This is a genomic window from Arthrobacter sp. zg-Y1219 (assembly GCF_030125545.1).
Taxonomy (GTDB): domain Bacteria; phylum Actinomycetota; class Actinomycetes; order Actinomycetales; family Micrococcaceae; genus Arthrobacter_B.
In genome coordinates this window covers 144,401-162,489 of sequence record NZ_JASKLY010000014.1, presented here as the reverse complement: position 1 = coordinate 162,489, position 18,089 = coordinate 144,401, and the positions used below count along the sequence as shown (strand labels likewise).

Below are 18,089 nucleotides of genomic sequence, written 5' to 3'. Positions count from 1 at the left end.
CGCCAGACGTGCACTCTCGACGGCCGGTGCTGCCCGTATCCCACCAGACGTGTACTTTCGACGCTGCCGAGGCGCCGAGAGTGCAGCTATGGCGACTTCAGCGCGACTTTTGCCCGCCAGATCTGCACACTGGATGAACGCAAACCCACCGGATCTGCACACTCGGTGTGTCCGGGCAATCTCTCGTGCAGATAATGCGGTCTGCGGAAATCTCTCGTGCAGATCAGGGCCTCAAAATGCCCGAAATGCGGCCCTTGAATGCATTATCTGCACGAAGGACTCTCGGGGAGGGCATTATCTGCACGAAGGATTCCCGGAGAGTGCATTATCTGCACGAGAGAGGCCGGGCAGCCCGCAACGGACTGCCCGGCCTCTGCCGTTCCCACAGCTACCGGTGCTGGTTCGCGGGAAGGTGCTGCCGGCCGAAGCTGCGCAGCCGCAGCGAGTTCCCGACCACGAGCACGGAGCTGGCGGCCATCGCGGCGCCGGCGATCATCGGATTAAGCAGGCCCAGCGCCGCCACGGGAATGCCGACCGCGTTGTAGAAGAAGGCCCAGAACAGGTTGGTCTTGATCGTGCGCAGCGTGCGCCGGGACAGTTCGATGGCGGTGGCCACCTGTCCCAGGTCGTTGCCCATCACGGTCAGGTCCGCGGCTTCGATGGCGACGTCGGTGCCCGAGCCCATCGCAATGCCCAGGTCCGCCTGCGCCAGGGCCGGGGCGTCGTTCACGCCGTCGCCGGCCATCGCCACGGTGGCCCCCTGCGCCTGGAACCGTTTGATGGCCTCCACCTTGCCCGCCGGACGGACGTCGGCGAGGACGTCTTCGGGAGCAATGCCGACGGCGTCGGCCACGCGGGCGGCCACCACGGCGTTGTCGCCGGTCAGCAGCACCGGCCGCAGGCCCAGGGCCCGCAGCCGCGCGATGGCGGCCGCCGATCCGGGCTTGAGGTTGTCCCGCAGGCTGATGATTCCGGTGGCGCGGCCGTCCACCGCCACCAGGATCGCCGTGGAGCCGGCGTCCTGCTCCGCGCGGAGCAGAGTCGCAGCGTCCGCGGGCAGGGAAATGCCGTTCTCCTCCAGCCAGCCGGGGCGGCCGGCCACGACGGCGTGCCCCTCCACGGTGCCCCGCACACCGCCGCCCGGTGCGGAATCGAACCCGGTCACCGCAGGCAGCCGGCCGGTCAGAGCGGAAGACTGGCCGACGGAGGCGGCCGCCTTTTGCGCCGCACCGGCGATGGCGACGGCGATGGGGTGCTCCCCCGCCGCCTCCACGGCTCCGGCGAGCCGCAGCAGCTCGGCGGCGGCGGCATCCGGGCCCGCCGGCACCGAGATCCCGGCACCGGCTGTTGCGAAGGCCAGGGTCCGCACCACTGAGAGCCGGCCGTCGGTGACCGTTCCGGTCTTGTCCAGCACGATGGTGTCCACGGTCCGCGTGTCCTCAAGCACCTGCGGGCCCTTGATCAGGATGCCCAGCTGGGCGCCGCGTCCGGTACCGGTCAGCAGGCCCACCGGAGTCGCCAGGCCCAGGGCACACGGGCAGGCGATCACCAGCACCGCGACGGCGGCGGTGAACGCCGCCTGCACATCGCCGGTAAAGAGCAGCCACAGGACGAAGGCCAGCACGGCGACGCCCAGCACGATGGGGACAAAAACGGCGCTGATCCGGTCGGCCAGCCGGGCAATCGGAGCCTTCCCGGACTGCGCTTCGCTGACCATCCGTCCCATCTGGGCCAGGGTGGTTTCGCTGCCGACCCGGGTGGCCCGCACCAGCAGCCGGCCGGAGGTGTTCACGGTGGCACCGGTAACGGAATCCCCCGGGCCCACGTCCACCGGCACTGACTCGCCGGTGATCAGGGAGGCATCGACGGCGGAGCGGCCGTCCGCGACCACGCCGTCGGCAGCGATCTTCTCACCCGGGCGGACCACGATGATGTCTCCGACCTGCAAACGGTCCGCGGGAACCCGGACTTCGGCACCGTTGCGCAGCACCGTGGCATCCTTGGCGCCCAGGCTGAGCAGCGCCTTCAGGGCGTCACCGGCACGGGCCTTTGCATTGGCTTCCAGGTAGCGGCCCAGCAGCAGGAACGTGACCACCACGGCGGCCACTTCAAAGTAGAGGTTGGCATGCGCGGGCTCAGGCAGACCGTCCATGCCTGTCATGCCTGCCATGCCGGCGTGCGCGGTGAGGGCCGGGTCCGCGAGGAGGGTCGCCAGGGAGAACAGGTAGGAGGCTATGACGCCCAGGGACACCAGGGTGTCCATTGTCGAGGCGAAGTGCCGGGCGTTGATGGCCGCGGCCCGGTGGAATGGCCAGGCGGACCAGGTGACCACCGGCAGCGACAGGACCGCGGCAACCCAGCCCCAATTGCTGAACTGCAGGGCGGGGACCATCGATACGAGGAAGACCGGAAGGGTGAGCGCGGCGGCCAGGATCAGCCGCGGACGCAGGCTGGCGGCGGTTCCGCCGTGGGCCATATGGTCCACGGCCCCGCCGTCGTGCATGCCGGCGGGGGCGCCTTCGTGCGCTTCGTGCGCATCCGCACCGGGCCCGGAGTGCGGATCTGCCGCATGGTTCGCCGGGCCGGCGGCCACCCGTGTTGCGCCCGCCGGGCGGACCAGGCGCGCCCTGTAGCCGGCCGAGTCGACGGTCTGCACGATCTGCTCATCGGTCACGCCCTCCGGCACCGTCACTCGCGCGGATTCCAGCGGAAGGTTGACAGTGGCCTCAACGCCGTCGAGCTTGCCGAGTTTGCGTTCCACCCGGGCAACACAGGAAGCGCAGGTCATGCCCTCGATCTTGAGGTCGATGACCCGAGGCTGCGGCTGCTGAAGCAGTTCTTCGGTACTCATGACAACTGTCCTTCCAGGGGAATTGCGGTGCGGGGCCGTACGACGGGCCCTGCGGTTAGGCGGAAGCTTCCACCACGAGGTAGCCGGCCTCCGCGACGGCCTCACCCAACTCCTCGGGTGCAAGGGCGCGGTGCGAGGTGACGACGACGGTCGAGATGCCTCCGGCATTCAGGTCAACGCTGACGCTGTCGACGCCGTCAAGGGCAGTAAGTTCCTCGGTGACGGATGAGGCGCAGTGCCCGCAGGTCATGCCGGAGACGTTCAGTGTGGTTTCCATGGTGTTCCTCTGTTCGCTGGCTGCTGGTGGTTCGACGTGCCGTTGATCTTTCATGTGCTGAGCGGCTTTTGCTTGGCGTCCTAGCGCAGCAGCCGGCCGATGGCGTCTGTGGCCTCCTGGACCTTTTCCTGCACCAGTCCCGGATTGCCGGTGGCCTCGGCCTCACGGGCCGCGTCCACCACGCAGTGCGAGATGTGGTCCTGGACGAGCCCCAAGCTGACGGCGTGCAGCGCCTTATTGATCGCTGCGACCTGGGTCAGGACGTCGATGCAGTATTTGTCTTCCTCGACCATCCGGGCAATGCCGCGGACCTGCCCCTCGATGCGGCGGAGCCGCTTGAGGTACGCCTCTTTGTCGCTGGCGTACCCATGCGCCCCCGGGTGCGGGTCCGCAGGTGAGGGTGCCTGAACCGCGGAGACCGTTTCGGAGCCGTCATCCTGATGGCCACGCGCCGGCTGGGCATGTTCGGTTGTTGCGCTCATGGCTGCTCCCTTGCTGTTCGATCTCCAGCAAAATATACCCCCAAGGGGTATGTCGTCAAGTACCCCCTGGGGGTATTGACGTTGTGGTCTGGGCCGGGATCGGTTCCCGCTGGGGGTTCACGTAGGGTGGAGGGGTGGGTACCAATCAGCTTTCAGCCGCATCCGAGGACTATCTCAAGGTCATTTGGACCGCCCAGGAATGGACCGACGAGCCGGTCACCGTGTCGGCGCTGTCCGCGCATGTGGGCAATTCGCCGTCGTCGGTCTCCGAGGCCGTGAAGAAACTGACGGCTCAGGGCCTGCTGACCCACGCGCGCTACGGTTCCATCACGCTGACCGACGCCGGAACCCGCGAGGCGGTGGCCATGGTGCGCCGGCACCGGCTGATCGAGACGTTTTTGGTGGAGTATCTGGACTACGGCTGGGACGAGGTGCACGACGAAGCCGAACACCTGGAGCACGCGGTCTCCGACAAGATGGTGAACGCCCTGGACCGGCGGCTGGGCTATCCCGTCCGGGATCCGCACGGTGATCCCATTCCGTCCCGGGACGGCAGTTTTCCGCCACTGGCCGCAATCCGGCTGAGCGCGTGCGACGCCGGCACGGAGGCCACGATTGCCCGGGTGTCGGACATCGACCCGGAGCTGCTGCGTTATCTTGCCGGGCTCGGACTGCATCTGGACGTGCGGGTGCGGGTGCTGCAGCGCCAGGCCTACGCCGGCACCCTGACGCTGGCAGCCAACGGAGAGCAGTTCGAACTGGGGCTCCCCGCCGCCCAATCCATCTGGGTGCTGCCCTCCCCCGCCGAGGCATAGCAGCCGCGATGGATTCCGCCCGGTTGCAGCTGTGGTGGCTTCCGGTCGGGGCGGGCGGCCACGTCGTGGTCCACACCAGCAGATGCTGGGAACTTTTCCATGCCCTGGTGAACCGCCGCCCGCCGCAGCCGCTGTTTCACAGCGCCCTTATCGTGGTGCTGGATGAGGTGGAGTACGTCATCGAAATGTCTCCGGTCTGGGGTCAGCACGACCCCTCGCGGGGTGTGGTGGTCACCGGACCCGTGGGCCTGCCGTTCCTGGGCCGCTCCCGGTTTTTCCGCTACGAGGTCCGCTGCTGGCCGCACGGAATCCTTCCCGACCGCCGGCATGCAGCCGGCAAGCCGGTCGAGTTCACCCTGACGGCCGACGCCGCGTCCGCCTTGCTGGACCGCGTGGCGGCGGTGCCGCCGCACACGTGGGGACGCGAGGTGTCCGGCTCCGCTGACATGTGGAATTCCAACTCGCTGTGTTCCTGGCTGCTGACGGGCGCCGGGGTCGACGCCGGCGCCCTCCATCCTCCCAACGGCGGCAGGGCGCCGGGGTGGGCCGCCGGCATTGCCGCTTTCCGGACCGGCCAAGCACCCGGACCGCGCTAACCTACGGCAGCAGCTGCAGGTCGAAAAAGACCTCGCGGTAGGTCGGCACATAGCCGAGACGCTCGTAGAGGCCCAGGGCACCGGAGGGGTTTTCAGTATCGACGCCCAGCCCGGCGCGCTCCATGCCCGAGGCCTTGTACCGGCGCATGGCCTCGCCGAGCATGGCCGGAGCGAGGCTCAGTCCCCGCCAGTTCCTGCGCACGCCCAGCAGTTCGGTGTAGCCCTCGGTGTAGCCGTGCCGGTTTCTGCCCTCGGGATCGTAGGAGGCGATGTTGTAGCCGGCGATTTCCCCCGCCGCGGTGTCCATCACCACGAAGGTCCAGTCCGGCCGGAAATGCGGATGTTCGACGTTGTGCTGCCAGCGTTCGACGTCGCGCTCCTCGCTGCCCCAATGGTCCCGGAACACTTCGTTGTGCGCCTGGCGCAGGGCCTCGGAAATGCCGGCGTTGAAGGTGACGTACTCCAGAGCCTGCGGCAGAGGAACGTCGGGGATCCCGTTCTCCAGCGGCCGGGTCATCTCGGTGAAGTAGCGCACCACCCGTGCTCCGGCAGCATGGAAGAGCGCCACGTGCGAGGCGTTGTCCTCTTCCGCCATGAACCGCAGCAGGCCGGTCTCGTGCCCGGTTTCCAACAGCCGCTCGCGGGCCCGCTGCTGCTGCCAGCGCAGCAGGGCGGTGCCGATCCCGCGCCTGCGCCACTGCGGGTCCACTCCCCCGGCACCGTGGATCTTGTCCGACCCCTCGGTCCGGACCAGGTACCCGTAGGCACGCGGAATCCCGTCCCGGTCCAGTCCCAGCAGGGTGTCCCGCGCCGGGTTGTCGGCGCTCGAAACCAGCGTGTGTTCCAGGTCGGCGCGCTGGTCCACGTAGCCCGGCTTGTCCACCGCGGCAATGCGCCGAATCAGCTCCAGCCAGCCGTCAAGGTCGTCTGCGGTGATCGCCCGCCAGCGCAGGCCGGTGGTGGGAGCTGGAATTTCAGGAGGCGCGGTAGTCATTTTTCCAGCTTAAGACACCGGGCCCGGGCGCTTCCTACGCCTGTGATCCGGCACACACGGGTTCACCCAGGGCCAGGGTCCGGTCACACCACGCGGCGTCGGCCGGATTGTGGGTCACGACAACCACTGATTTGCCGCGCAGCCCGACGGTGAGGTCGGCCATCAACTGCTCCCCCGCCTCCGCATCCAGGTGAGCGGTGGGTTCATCCAGCAGGACGACGTCGGCCTCCGTGAGGAGGGCGCGCGCGACGGCGAGCCGCTGGCGCTGGCCGCCGGAGAGGAAGTGCCCGCCGCCGCCCACACGGGTGTCCAGTCCGTCCGGAAGCCCGGACAGGAAGGGCCCCAGCCCGACGGCGACCAGCACCGCAGTCATTTCCGCGTCGCCGGGAGCCTGCCGGCGGTCGCGGGCCAGCAGCAGATTGCCGCGCAGAGTGGAGTCGAACAGGTGCGCCTCCTGCGGGCACCAGGCCATCCGCCGCGCGGCCGGAGGCAGATCGGCGGCAGGGATGCCGTTGATTCGGAAGGATCCTTCCTGCGGAACCAGGAACCCGAGCAGGACTCCAAGCAGAGTGGACTTTCCGCTGCCGGACGGTCCGGTGACTGCCAACCAGCTGCCGCGGTACAGATCCAGGTCCACGTCCTCGAAGACGGGACGGGTTTGGCCGGGATAGCTGTAGCTGATGCCGCGCAGCTCGACGGCATCCACGCTCCGGAGGTCCGCCTCCCGGTGTTCAGCGCCGGCGAAGGTGTCCGGTTCGGCGTCGAGTGCGTCCAGGGGCTCGACCTCGTTGGTGCCCAGGTCCGGCAGCACCTTGTCGCCCAGCGTCCGCCAGGCAGAGAACTGCTGGATGGATCCGTTGACGGCGATGAAGGCTTCAATCAGGGCCAACTGCATGAGCACGACGACGGCGGCCACGGTCGCGGGCGCCGACTCGGCCAGCGTGAGCATGTACAGCGCGCCGAGGGAGCAGGCCAGGGCCGTGAGGGCATTGGCAAGGCCCTGCGCCCAGGCACTGCGCCGGACCGCGGCCGAGGCCCGGGCATCAAGCTCCTGCTGCCGGGCAAAGACCGCTGGGGCACTGCTGTTGGCCTGCAGATCCGGAGCCGCGGAGAGCAGGCGGGCCATGGCGGCCATGGACCGGGACTGCAGCCGTACGGTGGCGGCGCGGGCTGCGGCGTCGGCGGCGTGGGCCAGCAGCGGGGCGGCAATCAGGCCCACCATGCAGACGCCGATCTGGGCGGGCAGCGCTTCGGGCAGCAGCAGGCCGGTGGCGATGCAGGCGGCCACGGCAGTGAAGAATCCGGTCAGCGGTGCGAAGACGACGCGCGGTGCGATGTCGCGCAGTTCGTCAACGTCCCCGACCAGCCGCTCCAGGGCGCCGCCCCCGCGGGCCAGCCGGCGCCAGCCCTCGGGTCGCTGCAGCAGCCCGTTCCACAGCCGGATGCGAATCGAGTTGGTGGCGCGGAAGACGGCGTCGTGCAGGCGCAGCCGCTCTAGGTACCGCAGGACGGACCGCCCGATGCCGAAGAACCGCACCCCGACAATCGCCGTGAGCAGCAGCAGGATCGGCGGCTGTTCGTGGGCGCGGACAATCAGCCAGCCGGACAGGGAGGTCAGGGCAACGGCAAAGAGCGTGGCGCCGGTGCCCAGGAACAGGGCCAGCAGGAACTGCCGGCTCCAGGGACGCAGGACCAACAGGTTCTTCCACAGCGGCTGGTGCACCGGATGGGTCCCGGTATCGGCCAGCTCGTCCCGCCAGCGGGCAGGCGCGGGCACGGCGTCGTGCGCGGAGCCGGCGGACCCGGCGAAACCGGCGGAACTGTCGCCGTCGGCGGTGGAGGTGGCGGTGGCTGACCGGGCTCCAGTGCCGGCACCGGAGCCACCCGCGAGGGGGGAAGCCGCCGGCCCGTCCGGAAGGTCCGCCGCGCCCACCGGAATTCGGCGGTCGGCGATGGAGGCGGCGGCGGAGTCGTGGGCCACCAGCAGCACGGTCACGGAGCCGCGCAGGCGCTCGAGGGCACGGATCACGGCGGCTGCGCTGCGGGCGTCCAGGTGCGCGGTGGGCTCGTCGGCGAGCAGCAGGCGCACCTGAGGCTGGCAGGCGATCCGGGCCAGGGCACGGGCGACGGCGACGCGGCGCTGCTCGCCCGGGCTGAGGTCGGCGGTGGGGGTGTCCAGCAGGTGCAGGGAGTCGATCGCGGCCAGGGCCTCAACGGCTGCCCGCCGTCCCTCGTCCGCAGTTCCGAGCCCCGAGTAGAGGGCGATCTCTGCTGTCGCGGTGTCCTCCACCAGCACGGGATGCTGGGGAATCCAGGCGATGCCGGCGCGGTCCACGCCGCTGACGGTGCCCTCGAGCGTGGTGTCACCGCCGCTGCGGCGCAGCCCGGCAAGTGCCTCCAGCACTGAGGTTTTGCCGGTGCCGCTGGGCCCGGTCAGGGCAGCGATGCTGCCGGCGGGCACGGTGAAGCTGAGGTTCCATACGGCCGGCCGGGGCCGGCCGGCGTACCGGATGGTCAGCCCGGCAACGGTCAGGCCCGCTCCGGGAGCGGCAGCCGCGGCGGCGTGCTCGGGCACCAGCGGCACGGCGGCGGGAGCCTCCAGGACGGCGTTGGTGCGGTTGAGCGCTTCGAGGCCGTCCTCGCTGGCATGGTGGGCGGTGCCGAGGTCGCGCAGCGGCTGATAGCACTCCGGTGCCAGGATCAGCACCAGCAGGCCCAGTTCCAGCGACATGGATCCGTTGACCAGGCGCACGCCGATCACCACGGCCACGAGTGCCACGGAAATGGTGGCAATCAGTTCCAGCGCCAGGGAGGACAGGAACGCCACCCGCAGGGTTTCCAGCGTGCGGACGCGGTAGCGGTCGGCGACGTCGCGCAGCGCGCGGGTCTGGGCCCGGGCGCGGCCCAGGCCCACCAGAACCGGCAGGCCCTTGGCCAGCTCCAGCATGTTGTCGGAGAGCCGGTTGAGCGCGTCGACGGCGGCTGCGGTCTTGTCGCCGGTGTGCAGGCCGATCAGGATCATGAAGACCGGAATCAGCGGCACGGTCAGGACCACCACGAGCGCGCTGAGCCAGTCGGCGGACAGAATGCGCAGCCCCACCAGCAGCGGTACGACGGCGCACGTCACCAGGGCGGGCAGGTACTTGGCGTAGTAGTTGTCCAGGCCGTCCAGGCCGCGGGTGATCAGGACGCTCAGCGCGCCGCTGCCCATCCCCGGTACGTTCCCGCCGTCGTCGAGCGCGCGGGAGGTGAGGGAAGCGCGCAGCTCCTCCTTGACCCCTGCCGCGGCCCGCTGGGACACGGTCTCGGTGCCCCAGACCGCGAGGGAGCGCAGCACCGCGCCGGCGACGCCGTTGGCCAGCACCCAGCGCCAGTCCGGCCCGCCGGCGGCCAGCCCGGCCACGCCCGCGGCAATGCCGGTGGCGAGCAGCACCAGGCCGGCCGCCTTGACGGCAGCCAGCAGCCCCAGGAGATACAGCGCCCGCCGGCTGGCGGCGCTGACCGGAAGCACCGGTTTCACTGGGCATTCACCGTGTGGGCAGCCGGGATCGCCTCAGCCGTGATGCGCTTGCGGAACACCCAGTAGGTCCAGCCCTGGTAGAGCACCACCAGGGGCAGTCCGAAGAGCGACACCCAGGAGATCACGGTCAGCGTGTAATCAGAGGACGAGGCGTTGTCGACGGTCAGGTTCCAGGCCGGATCCAGCGTCGAGGGCAGGACATTCGGGTAGAGCGAGGCGAAGATCGTGAACACGCCCGCCACCAGGAACAGGCCCATGTAGATGAAGCTCCAGCCGTCCCGGGTGCGGCGGGCCATTGTCCAGGACAGCACCACGGCGACCACGGCAATGACCAGTGGAATCAGGGTCAGGGCCTTGCCGTTCTGCATCTGCACCACAATCGCCCAGACCGCCATGGGCAGCACGCCCAGCGGCAGCCAGCGCACGACGGCGCGGCGGGCCCGCACCTCGATGTCGCCGCGGGTCTTCAGGGCCAGGAACACGCAGGCGTGGACCAGGCAGAACGCCACGACGGCCAGGCCACCCAGCACCGCGTAGCCGTTGAACCAGGCAAACGCTCCGCCGAGCCGGTCGCCGTTCGCGTTCAGCGGCAGGCCGGTGGTGGTCAGCGCCAGGGCGGCGCCGACGCCGAAGGCGGAGACGAAGGAGCCCAGGGCCATGCCCCAGTCCCAGCGGCTGCGCCACCGGTCATCGTTGTGCTTGCCGCGGTATTCGATGGACACGGCCCGGAAAATCAGGCCGAGCAGGACAAAGACCAGCGGAATGTAGAGCGCCGAAAAAAGCGCGGCGTACCAGAGCGGGAAGGTGGCAAAGGTCATGGCTCCGGCGGTGATGAGCCACACTTCGTTGCCGTCCCAGACCGGGCCGATGGTGTTGAGCATGACCCGGCGGTCCTTCTCGCTGCGGCCCATGAGCTTCATGAGCATGCCGACACCGAGGTCGAATCCCTCCAGGAAGAGGTATCCGGTCCACAGGAAGGCCAGGACGATGAACCATAGGGTGGGTAGCGAGATCACTTCTGTGCTCCAGACTGCTGAGTGGGCAAAGCCGGGTTAGTACGCAAAGCCGAGGACGTCGTCGGGCTGCTTGGTCCTGCCGCCGGAGGATCCGCCGGGGCCGTCGCTGCCGGTTCCGTCGTCGCTGCCGGCCGAGTCCAGGCCGCCGGAAGAGCCGCCGTCGTTTCCGTGCAGGAGTTCGGGCATGGCCGAGGGCACGCCGCCGCGGGTGTACTTGAACAGCAGCCTCACTTCCACGATGAGCAGCGCCAGGTAGACGACCACGAACGCGCAGAGCGAGAAGATCAGCTCCGCCCGGGACACCCCGGGTGACACGGCGGCTGCGGTGAACATGAACACCTGGTCGATGCCGGTGAAGCTCGGGTTGGGCGCCACGACAAAGGGCTGGCGGCCCATCTCCGTGAAGATCCAGCCGGCGCTGTTGGCGCCGAAGGGGGCCAGGATGCCGAAGACCGCCAGGCGCATGAGCCACCTGGGCTGCGGCACGGTCCCCTTGCGGGTCATCCAGAGGGCAGCCGCTGCCGCTGCCGCGGCGATGCCGCCGAAGCCGATCATGAGCCGGAAGCCCCAGTAGGTCACTGACATGACCGGCAGGTAATCGACCTCGGTGCCGGCCTGTTCCCCGTACTTGGGGTCATCCGGGATGTGGGTGCCGTACGCCTCCTGGTACTCCGGGATCAGGGTGTTGACACCCTTGACGTTGGTGGTGAAGTCCCCGTTCGCCAGGAAGGAGAGCACACCGGGAACCTCGATCACGGCGGTGACGTCATCGCAGTTTTCCGCTCCGACGTCGCCGATGGAGAGGATCGAGAATGACGTGCCGTCGTGGCAGGCCGCTTCCGCGGCTGCCATCTTCATGGGCTGCTGGTCAAACATCAGCTTGCCCTGCAGGTCACCGGTGACGGCGGTGCCGGCGAAGGACACCATGGCAATCACGGCGCCGATGCGCAGGGACTTGATCCAGACGCTGTGGTCGGTTGTGTCGCGGCCGGTTTCCGGGCGCGAACCGATGGTCACGCTGCCGTCCTCGTTGACGGTGTCGATGCCGTCCCTGCGCCGCTTCCAGAGGTGGAACCAGGCGATGCCCAGCAGGAAGCCGCCGGCCACGGACAGGGCGGCGGTGATCTGGTGCGGGAAGGCCACAAGCAGGGTGTTGTTGGTCAGCACCGCCCAGATGTCGTTCAGGACCGGCCGGCCGTCCACCATTTCAACGCCGACGGGGTGCTGCATCCAGGAGTTGGCGGCCAGGATGAAGTAGGCCGAGAGCACCGAGGCCAGCGTCGCGATCCAGATGGAGGCGAGGTGGATTTTCTTCGGCAACCGGTTCCAGCCAAAGATCCACAGGCCGAGGAATACTGATTCGGTGAAGAACGCCAGGAGTGCTTCCAGGGCCAGCGGGGCGCCGAAGACGTCTCCGACGAAGCGGCTGTATTCGCTCCAGGCCATGCCGAACTGGAACTCCTGCACCAACCCGGTGGCCACGCCCATGATGAAGTTGATCAGGAAGAGCTTGCCCCAAAACTTGGTCATCCGCAGGTATTCGTCTTTCCCCGTGCGGACCCACATAGTCTGCAGAGTGGCGACCACCAGCCCCAGGCCGATGGTCAGCGGCACCATGAGGAAGTGGTAGACGGTGGTGATGCCGAACTGCCAGCGGGCAATGTCGAGTGCTTCCAAGGGAGGTTTCCTTTAGTCGAACCAGGAGTTCTACAGAGCGTAGAAGATCATTCCGCTGTCGATCCTAGAACACTTCCGAAATGTTTTCTACGTGACGTAGAACCATGGCCGAAAACCCTGTACATTTAGAGGCACCACACCTCCTCGGCGCCGGGTCCGCAGTGCTGCAGCTGATACCTGAGCCCAGCGGCCCCGCGGCGAACAGTGGAGGGTTTTTTGATTTAAAGGACGGGATGTAAATGGCTACCCTGGGCGAGCTGGAACGGGCAACGATGGACCTCCTGTGGGAGTCTCCGGAGGCAGCCAGCGCAAACGAACTGCGCGAAAAACTGGCCGAGGTCAATCCCGAGGCAGGCACGGGCACCGGCAAGGGGCTGGCGGTAACGACCATCCTGACGGTGCTCTCACGGCTGGAAAAGAAGGGCCTGGTGGTACGGGAGCGGAACATCCGTCCGCACCGCTACCGCGCCATCACGTCAAAGGCCGAGCACACGGCCGAACTGATGCACGAAGTCCTCGGCTCGGTGAGTGACCGGGAAGCCGTCCTGGCCCGGTTCATCGGCTCCGTCTCGGTCACTGAGGCCGAGACGCTGCGCCGGCTTCTCGGCGGCAACTGATCCGGTAGCGGCAGCCACTTCGCACCGCGGTGTTTTGGGCCTCGTATTGCCTCGCTGCGCTGGCCCTCGTGCTGGCGTGGCCGGTTCCCATTGCCCTGTCCCGGGCCAAATGGCCCGCCCGCGCCCCTTTCACGGCCATGGTGCTTTGGCAGGCGATTGCGCTGGCCGGCGGTCTGTCGATGATCGGAGCGATGCTCACCTGGGGCCTTGAGCCCATTGGGGATAATCTCATCTCCGCCCTGGGCGGGCTGTGGAACATCCTGCTGGCCCGCGCGCCGGCCACCACACTCGGCCTGGTGCACGTCTTCGCCCTGAGCGCCGCCCTGCTGCTGAGCGCCCATCTGATTTTTACCCTGCTGCTGACCTATTACCGGATCCGGCGCGGCCGCAACCGGCACCGCGACATGCTTACGCTGCTGAGTTCGCCGTCCGCCACCCGGCCCGCCACCGTGGTCATCAACCATCCCACCCCGGTGGCCTACTGCCTTCCGGGCGGGGCGCGTTCCGTCACCGTCCTCTCGGACGGACTGTTGGAGATGCTCTCGGACGAGGAACTCTCGGCGGTCCTCATTCACGAGAAAGCCCACCTGTCCCAGCACCACCACCTGCTGCTCTGGGCTTTCGCAGCGTGGCGCGCCGCGCTGCCGTGGCTGCCGACCTCCCAGCTGGCCCAGCAGTCGGTCAACGAGCTGATCGAAATGCTGGCCGACGACGAGGCCCTGCGTGCCGTTCCGCCCGAGACACTGGTCCGGGCCGTGGCGATCGTGGGAACCGGCGCGCAGCCCGAAGGAAGACTGCACGCTGAACCCCGGGGCGCTCCCCTGCTGGCCAGCCCGGACGAGCAGGAACAGCTGGGCACCGTCCGGCGGCTCAGCCGGCTGCTGACACCCCTGCCGCCGCTGCCGGCCTGGCAGCGCACTGCCGCGCTTGTCCTTTCCGGACTGCTGCTGGCCGTTCCCACGGCACTGCTGGTGGCCCCGGGAATGCTCTAGGCGCCGGGAATGCCCTAGGCGTCGATGCGGTCGCGGTCCAGCATGGCCGCACCGGCCACGATGAAGTCCTTGCGCGGAGCCACGTCACTGCCCATCAGCAGCTCGAAGGCGCGTTCGGCGTCGGCCGCCTGGTCAATGCGCACCCGGCGCAGCGTGCGGTGCCGCGGATCCATGGTGGTCTCGGCCAGCTGGTCAGCATCCATTTCACCCAGGCCCTTGTACCGCTGGATCGGCTCCTTGTAGTTCTTGCCGTCCTTCCGCAGCTTGGCCAGCAGCGTGTGCAGTTCCTTCTCGCTGTAGGTGTAGATCATTTCATTGGCCTTTGAGCCGTGGTGGATGACCTCCACCCGATGCAGCGGAGGAACGGCGGCGTAGACCCGTCCGGCCTCGACCAGCGGCCGCATGTAGCGGAAGAACAGCGTGAGCAGCAGGGTTCGGATGTGGGCGCCGTCGACGTCGGCGTCGGTCATGAAAATGACCTTGCCGTACCGCGCCGCGTCGAGCTGGAAGCTGCGGCCGGACCCGGCACCGACCACCTGGATCAGGGCCGCGCACTCGGCGTTGGAGAGCATGTCCGCAACCGAGGCCTTCTGCACGTTCAGGATCTTGCCGCGGATCGGCAGCAGCGCCTGGTAATCGGAGGAGCGTGCCAGCTTGGCCGTGCCGAGCGCACTGTCCCCCTCGACGATGAACAGTTCAGAGCGTTCGTTGTCGTCGATCCGGCAGTCCGCCAGCTTGGCGGGCATGGATGACGTTTCCAGCGCGTTTTTCCGGCGCTGGGTCTCCTTGTGCACGCGGGCTGAGATGCGTGACTTCATCTCCGAAACGACCTTTTCCAGCAGCAGCGCCGACTGGGTCTTGTCGCTGCGGGCGCTGGAGTTCAGCCGGGCGGTGATCTCCTTGTCAACAACCTTTGCGACGATGGCCCGCACAGCCGAGGTGCCAAGGATTTCCTTGGTCTGGCCTTCGAACTGCGGCTCGGCCAGCCGGACGGTCAGGACGGCGGTCAGCCCGGCGAAGACATCGTCCTTTTCGATCTTGTCGGAGCCGGCCTTGAGCTTGCGTGCGTTAGCCTCGATCACCTTGCGGAACGTCTTGAGCAGGGCCTGTTCGAAGCCTGCCTGATGCGTGCCGCCCTTGGGTGTGGCGATGATGTTAACAAAGCTGCGAATGTTCGTTTCGTAGCCGATGCCCCAGCGCAGCGCAATGTCGACTTCGCACTCACGCTCGACCTCGGCGATTTTGCTGTGGCCGGAATCATCCAGCACAGGAACGGATTCCTTGAACTTGCCGCTGCCCTGCAGCCGCCAGATGTCCGTGACAGCGGCGTCAGCGGACAGGAAGTCGACAAATTCGGTGATGCCGCCGTCGTGCTGGAACACCTCCTCGATGGGTCCGGCTTCGCCCGGGGTGCCCGGCAGCCGGCGCTCGTCACGCAGGGTAATGCGCAGCCCGGGAACCAAGAAGGAGGTCTGGCGGGCGCGGGCCTGCAGCTCCGTGTAGGAGAACTTGGCGTCGGGCGTGAAGATCTGCCGGTCCGCCCAGTAGCGGATCCGGGTGCCGGTCACCCCGCGCTTGGCCTTTCCGACAACCTCCAGCCGGGAGCTTTCCAGGAAGGGGGAGAACTTGGCGTCGGGGCTCGGCGTCTTGCCCGTATCGGCGAAATGGCCGGGCTCGCCCCGCCGGAAGTTCATCTGGTACGTCTTGCCGGCCCGGTCCACCTGGACGTCAAGGCGCGAGGACAGCGCGTTGACCACGGAGGCGCCGACACCGTGCAGGCCGCCGGATGCCGCGTAGGAGCCGCCGCCGAACTTCCCTCCGGCATGCAGCTTTGTAAAGACCACCTCGACGCCCGTGAGCCCGGTCTTGGGCTCGATGTCCACGGGAATGCCGCGGCCGTCGTCGTGGATCTCCACGGAGCCGTCCGGATGCAGGATGACTTTGATGCTCTGCCCGTACCCGGCCAGGGCCTCGTCGACTGAGTTGTCGATGATCTCCCACAGGCAGTGCATGAGCCCGCGGGAGTCCGTGGAGCCGATATACATGCCCGGACGCTTGCGGACGGCTTCGAGCCCTTCCAGGACGGAAAGGTGGCGGGCGTTGTACTCAGTGTTCGGGGGCGCCACGTGTTTGAAACTCCTCAGGCGTTGGGACCGTTGGCCGGCGGATCGCCGACTAGCTGTGCCCGGCCGGAACCGGACTACTTCCAAGGTTAAGGCCCACCGGTGACACTGCCTGCCAGCGACTCAGCAGCGGTGAATTACCTCACAACAGAACACCCGATTGGTACGCGCAGAGCGAAAGGCGCTCCCGGGTGCGAAGACTGGGTGCGCAAAGATGGTTATATGAAGTATCAACACCCTTAGGAGGCTTTCATGACAGCAGCAGTAGCTACTCGTGAATTGAACACGCTGGACCGCTGCGACCGCTGCGGCGCGCAGGCGTACGTACGTGCGGTACTGGAATCCTCGGGTGGGGAGTTGCTCTTCTGCGGCCACCATGCACGGGCAGTGGAGGCAAACCTCCGCCCCCTGACGTCGGAATGGCAGGACGAAACGTCCCGCCTGACGGCGAAGACGGAATCCGTCTCCGCAGACTAGCGCCGCACCTGCGGTCCGCCCGGACAACCCGGGCGCCGCTTACAGCTTGAAAAGGTTCCTTCCGCTGAGCGGAAGGAACCTTTTTCTTGTCCGGGGGCGGTCCGGTCCCGGGTGGCCGGCACCGTGCCGCCGGACCAGGGGCCGGCTTAACCCAGAACGCCTCCGACCCGCAGCAGCGGATCGGAGGCGTTCAGCGGACTTCGCAGCGGCGCGGGCACCGCCCGGGTTTAGTCCAGGTAGTCGCGCAGAACCTGCGAGCGTGACGGATGGCGCAGTTTGGACATGGTCTTGGACTCAATCTGGCGGATCCGCTCACGGGTAACCCCGTAAACCTTTCCGATCTCGTCCAGTGTCTTGGGCTGGCCGTCGGTCAGGCCGAAGCGCATCGCCACCACGCCGGCTTCACGCTCGGAGAGAGTGTCCAGCACCGAGTGCAGCTGCTCCTGCAGCAGGGTGAAGCTCACGGCATCAGCCGGAACCACGGCCTCGGAGTCCTCAATGAGGTCACCGAATTCGGAGTCGCCGTCTTCACCGAGCGGCGTGTGCAGGGAGATCGGCTCGCGGCCGTACTTCTGCACTTCCACAACCTTTTCAGGGGTCATGTCCAGCTCGAGGGCCAGTTCTTCCGGCGCGGGCTCGCGGCCCAGGTCCTGAAGCATCTGGCGCTGCACGCGGGCCAGCTTGTTGATGACCTCGACCATGTGCACCGGGATGCGAATGGTGCGGGCCTGGTCGGCCATCGCGCGGGTAATGGCCTGGCGGATCCACCAGGTGGCGTACGTGGAGAACTTGAAGCCCTTGGTGTAGTCGAACTTCTCGACTGCGCGGATCAGGCCCAGGTTTCCTTCCTGGATGAGGTCCAGGAACAGCATGCCGCGGCCGGTGTAGCGCTTGGCCAGCGAGACCACGAGCCGGAGGTTGGCCTCCAGCAGGTGATTCTTGGCGCGCTTTCCGTCATGGACGATAAACTCCAGCTCGCGCTTGAGCTTGGGGTCCATATTCGGATCGGCTGCGAGCTTCTCTTCGGCGAACAGGCCGGCTTCGATGCGCAGGGCAAGATCAACTTCCTGCTCTGCGTTCAGCAGGGCAACCTTGCCGATCTGCTTCAGGTAGTCCTTGACCGGGTCCGCGGTGGCACCGGCTGAGACGACCTGCTGGGCAGGGGCGTCGTCGTCGTCGGCATCGGAGTAGACAAACCCGGAACCGGTCGGCGCTGCCTCCGGTGCGTCTGCCGGGTCAAGCTCCGGCTCGGCGGGATCGGAGTCGCTTGTCTGCTGCTCATCCTCTTCCGCAGCTGCTGCGGCCTTGGCCGACTTGGCTGATTTGGCGGCGGTCTTGCGGCCGGCTGCAGTGGTACCTGACTTGGCAGCGGCAGGCTTGCGCACTGCGGCCTTGCGGACGGTCTTCACCGCGGTCTTTTCGCCGGCAGCGGGTTCGATCGGAGCCGAAGCTTCGTCTGCGGCAGTGCGCTTGCTTGCAGTGTCAGTCTCTTCGACTGCAGTTGTCTTTCTCGGCGACACAGAAAACCTTTCATACGGCGGGCTGTGGAATCGCCATTGGGGGCAACACCACTATGACCCTGTCAAGTCCGTGCTTGAATTCAAGCGATCCCGTCTGCAGCGGTGTCCTTGGTAGAACACTCACGCAACGGT

The 18,089-nt window shown here is 67.6% G+C and carries 14 protein-coding genes; 5 read left to right on the top strand and 9 right to left on the bottom strand.

Going from position 1 to position 18,089, the window contains the following annotated elements; genetic code table 11:
* Window positions 1-388 precede the first annotated feature (388 nt).
* The 3 genes from QNO00_RS12000 to QNO00_RS11990 all read right to left on the bottom strand — a co-directional run bounded on the left by QNO00_RS12000 (window position 389) and on the right by QNO00_RS11990 (window position 3,610).
* The gene (locus QNO00_RS12000; protein ID WP_284024655.1) at window positions 389-2,851 is read right to left on the bottom strand and encodes a heavy metal translocating P-type ATPase; all 2,463 of its coding nucleotides are present in this window, start codon (window positions 2,849-2,851) and stop codon (window positions 389-391) included.
* A gap of 55 nt (window positions 2,852-2,906) precedes the next feature.
* Entirely contained in the window at window positions 2,907-3,128 is a 222-nt protein-coding gene (locus QNO00_RS11995; RefSeq protein ID WP_229966921.1) for a heavy-metal-associated domain-containing protein, read from the bottom strand.
* 80 nt (window positions 3,129-3,208) lie between these two features.
* The gene (locus QNO00_RS11990; RefSeq protein ID WP_284024654.1) at window positions 3,209-3,610 is read right to left on the bottom strand and encodes a metal-sensitive transcriptional regulator; all 402 of its coding nucleotides are present in this window, start codon (window positions 3,608-3,610) and stop codon (window positions 3,209-3,211) included.
* Window positions 3,611-3,744: 134 nt separating this feature from the next.
* Here QNO00_RS11990 and QNO00_RS11985 point away from each other — a divergent pair, with 134 nt between their 5' ends.
* Both QNO00_RS11985 and QNO00_RS11980 read left to right on the top strand, forming a co-directional pair.
* Window positions 3,745-4,425 (top strand): metal-dependent transcriptional regulator, encoded by a 681-nt coding sequence (locus tag QNO00_RS11985; RefSeq protein WP_284024653.1) that lies wholly within the window; start codon window positions 3,745-3,747, stop codon window positions 4,423-4,425.
* Window positions 4,426-4,433: 8 nt separating this feature from the next.
* Window positions 4,434-5,021, top strand: a complete 588-nt coding sequence (locus QNO00_RS11980; RefSeq protein WP_284024651.1) for a hypothetical protein — start codon at window positions 4,434-4,436, stop codon at window positions 5,019-5,021.
* 1 nt (window position 5,022) lies between these two features.
* Here the strand turns inward: QNO00_RS11980 and QNO00_RS11975 are convergent, their stop codons facing one another.
* The 4 genes from QNO00_RS11975 to QNO00_RS11960 are packed head-to-tail and all read right to left on the bottom strand — an operon-like array spanning window position 5,023 to window position 12,228.
* On the bottom strand, window positions 5,023-6,015 hold the full coding sequence (locus tag QNO00_RS11975; protein WP_284024650.1) for a GNAT family N-acetyltransferase: 993 nt from the start codon (window positions 6,013-6,015) through the stop codon (window positions 5,023-5,025).
* 34 nt (window positions 6,016-6,049) lie between these two features.
* Window positions 6,050-9,535, bottom strand: a complete 3,486-nt coding sequence (cydD, locus tag QNO00_RS11970; protein ID WP_284024649.1) for a thiol reductant ABC exporter subunit CydD — start codon at window positions 9,533-9,535, stop codon at window positions 6,050-6,052.
* The gene (gene cydB / locus QNO00_RS11965; RefSeq protein WP_284024648.1) at window positions 9,532-10,551 is read right to left on the bottom strand and encodes a cytochrome d ubiquinol oxidase subunit II; all 1,020 of its coding nucleotides are present in this window, start codon (window positions 10,549-10,551) and stop codon (window positions 9,532-9,534) included. The genes cydD and cydB overlap by 4 nt, the downstream gene beginning before the upstream one ends.
* A 36-nt stretch (window positions 10,552-10,587) precedes the next feature.
* Window positions 10,588-12,228, bottom strand: a complete 1,641-nt coding sequence (locus QNO00_RS11960; RefSeq protein WP_229966928.1) for a cytochrome ubiquinol oxidase subunit I — start codon at window positions 12,226-12,228, stop codon at window positions 10,588-10,590.
* A 239-nt stretch (window positions 12,229-12,467) separates the two neighbouring features.
* Here QNO00_RS11960 and QNO00_RS11955 point away from each other — a divergent pair, with 239 nt between their 5' ends.
* Window positions 12,468-12,845 carry a BlaI/MecI/CopY family transcriptional regulator gene (locus QNO00_RS11955; protein ID WP_229966929.1) on the top strand — a complete coding sequence of 126 codons (378 nt, stop codon included), beginning with the start codon at window positions 12,468-12,470 and terminating at the stop codon, window positions 12,843-12,845.
* A gap of 29 nt (window positions 12,846-12,874) precedes the next feature.
* Window positions 12,875-13,837 (top strand): M56 family metallopeptidase, encoded by a 963-nt coding sequence (locus QNO00_RS11950; protein WP_284024647.1) that lies wholly within the window; start codon window positions 12,875-12,877, stop codon window positions 13,835-13,837.
* Between the two features lie 14 nt (window positions 13,838-13,851).
* Here the strand turns inward: QNO00_RS11950 and QNO00_RS11945 are convergent, their stop codons facing one another.
* On the bottom strand, window positions 13,852-15,963 hold the full coding sequence (locus tag QNO00_RS11945; protein WP_229966931.1) for a DNA gyrase/topoisomerase IV subunit B: 2,112 nt from the start codon (window positions 15,961-15,963) through the stop codon (window positions 13,852-13,854).
* 249 nt (window positions 15,964-16,212) lie between these two features.
* Between QNO00_RS11945 and QNO00_RS11940 the strand changes: the two genes are divergently transcribed.
* A complete protein-coding gene (locus QNO00_RS11940; protein ID WP_284024646.1) occupies window positions 16,213-16,437 on the top strand; it encodes a DUF7455 domain-containing protein in 225 nt (74 codons plus the stop codon).
* Between the two features lie 227 nt (window positions 16,438-16,664).
* Here QNO00_RS11940 and QNO00_RS11935 read toward each other — a convergent pair whose 3' ends face one another.
* The gene (locus QNO00_RS11935; RefSeq protein WP_284024645.1) at window positions 16,665-17,957 is read right to left on the bottom strand and encodes an RNA polymerase sigma factor; all 1,293 of its coding nucleotides are present in this window, start codon (window positions 17,955-17,957) and stop codon (window positions 16,665-16,667) included.
* Between the last annotated feature and the right edge of the window lie 132 nt (window positions 17,958-18,089).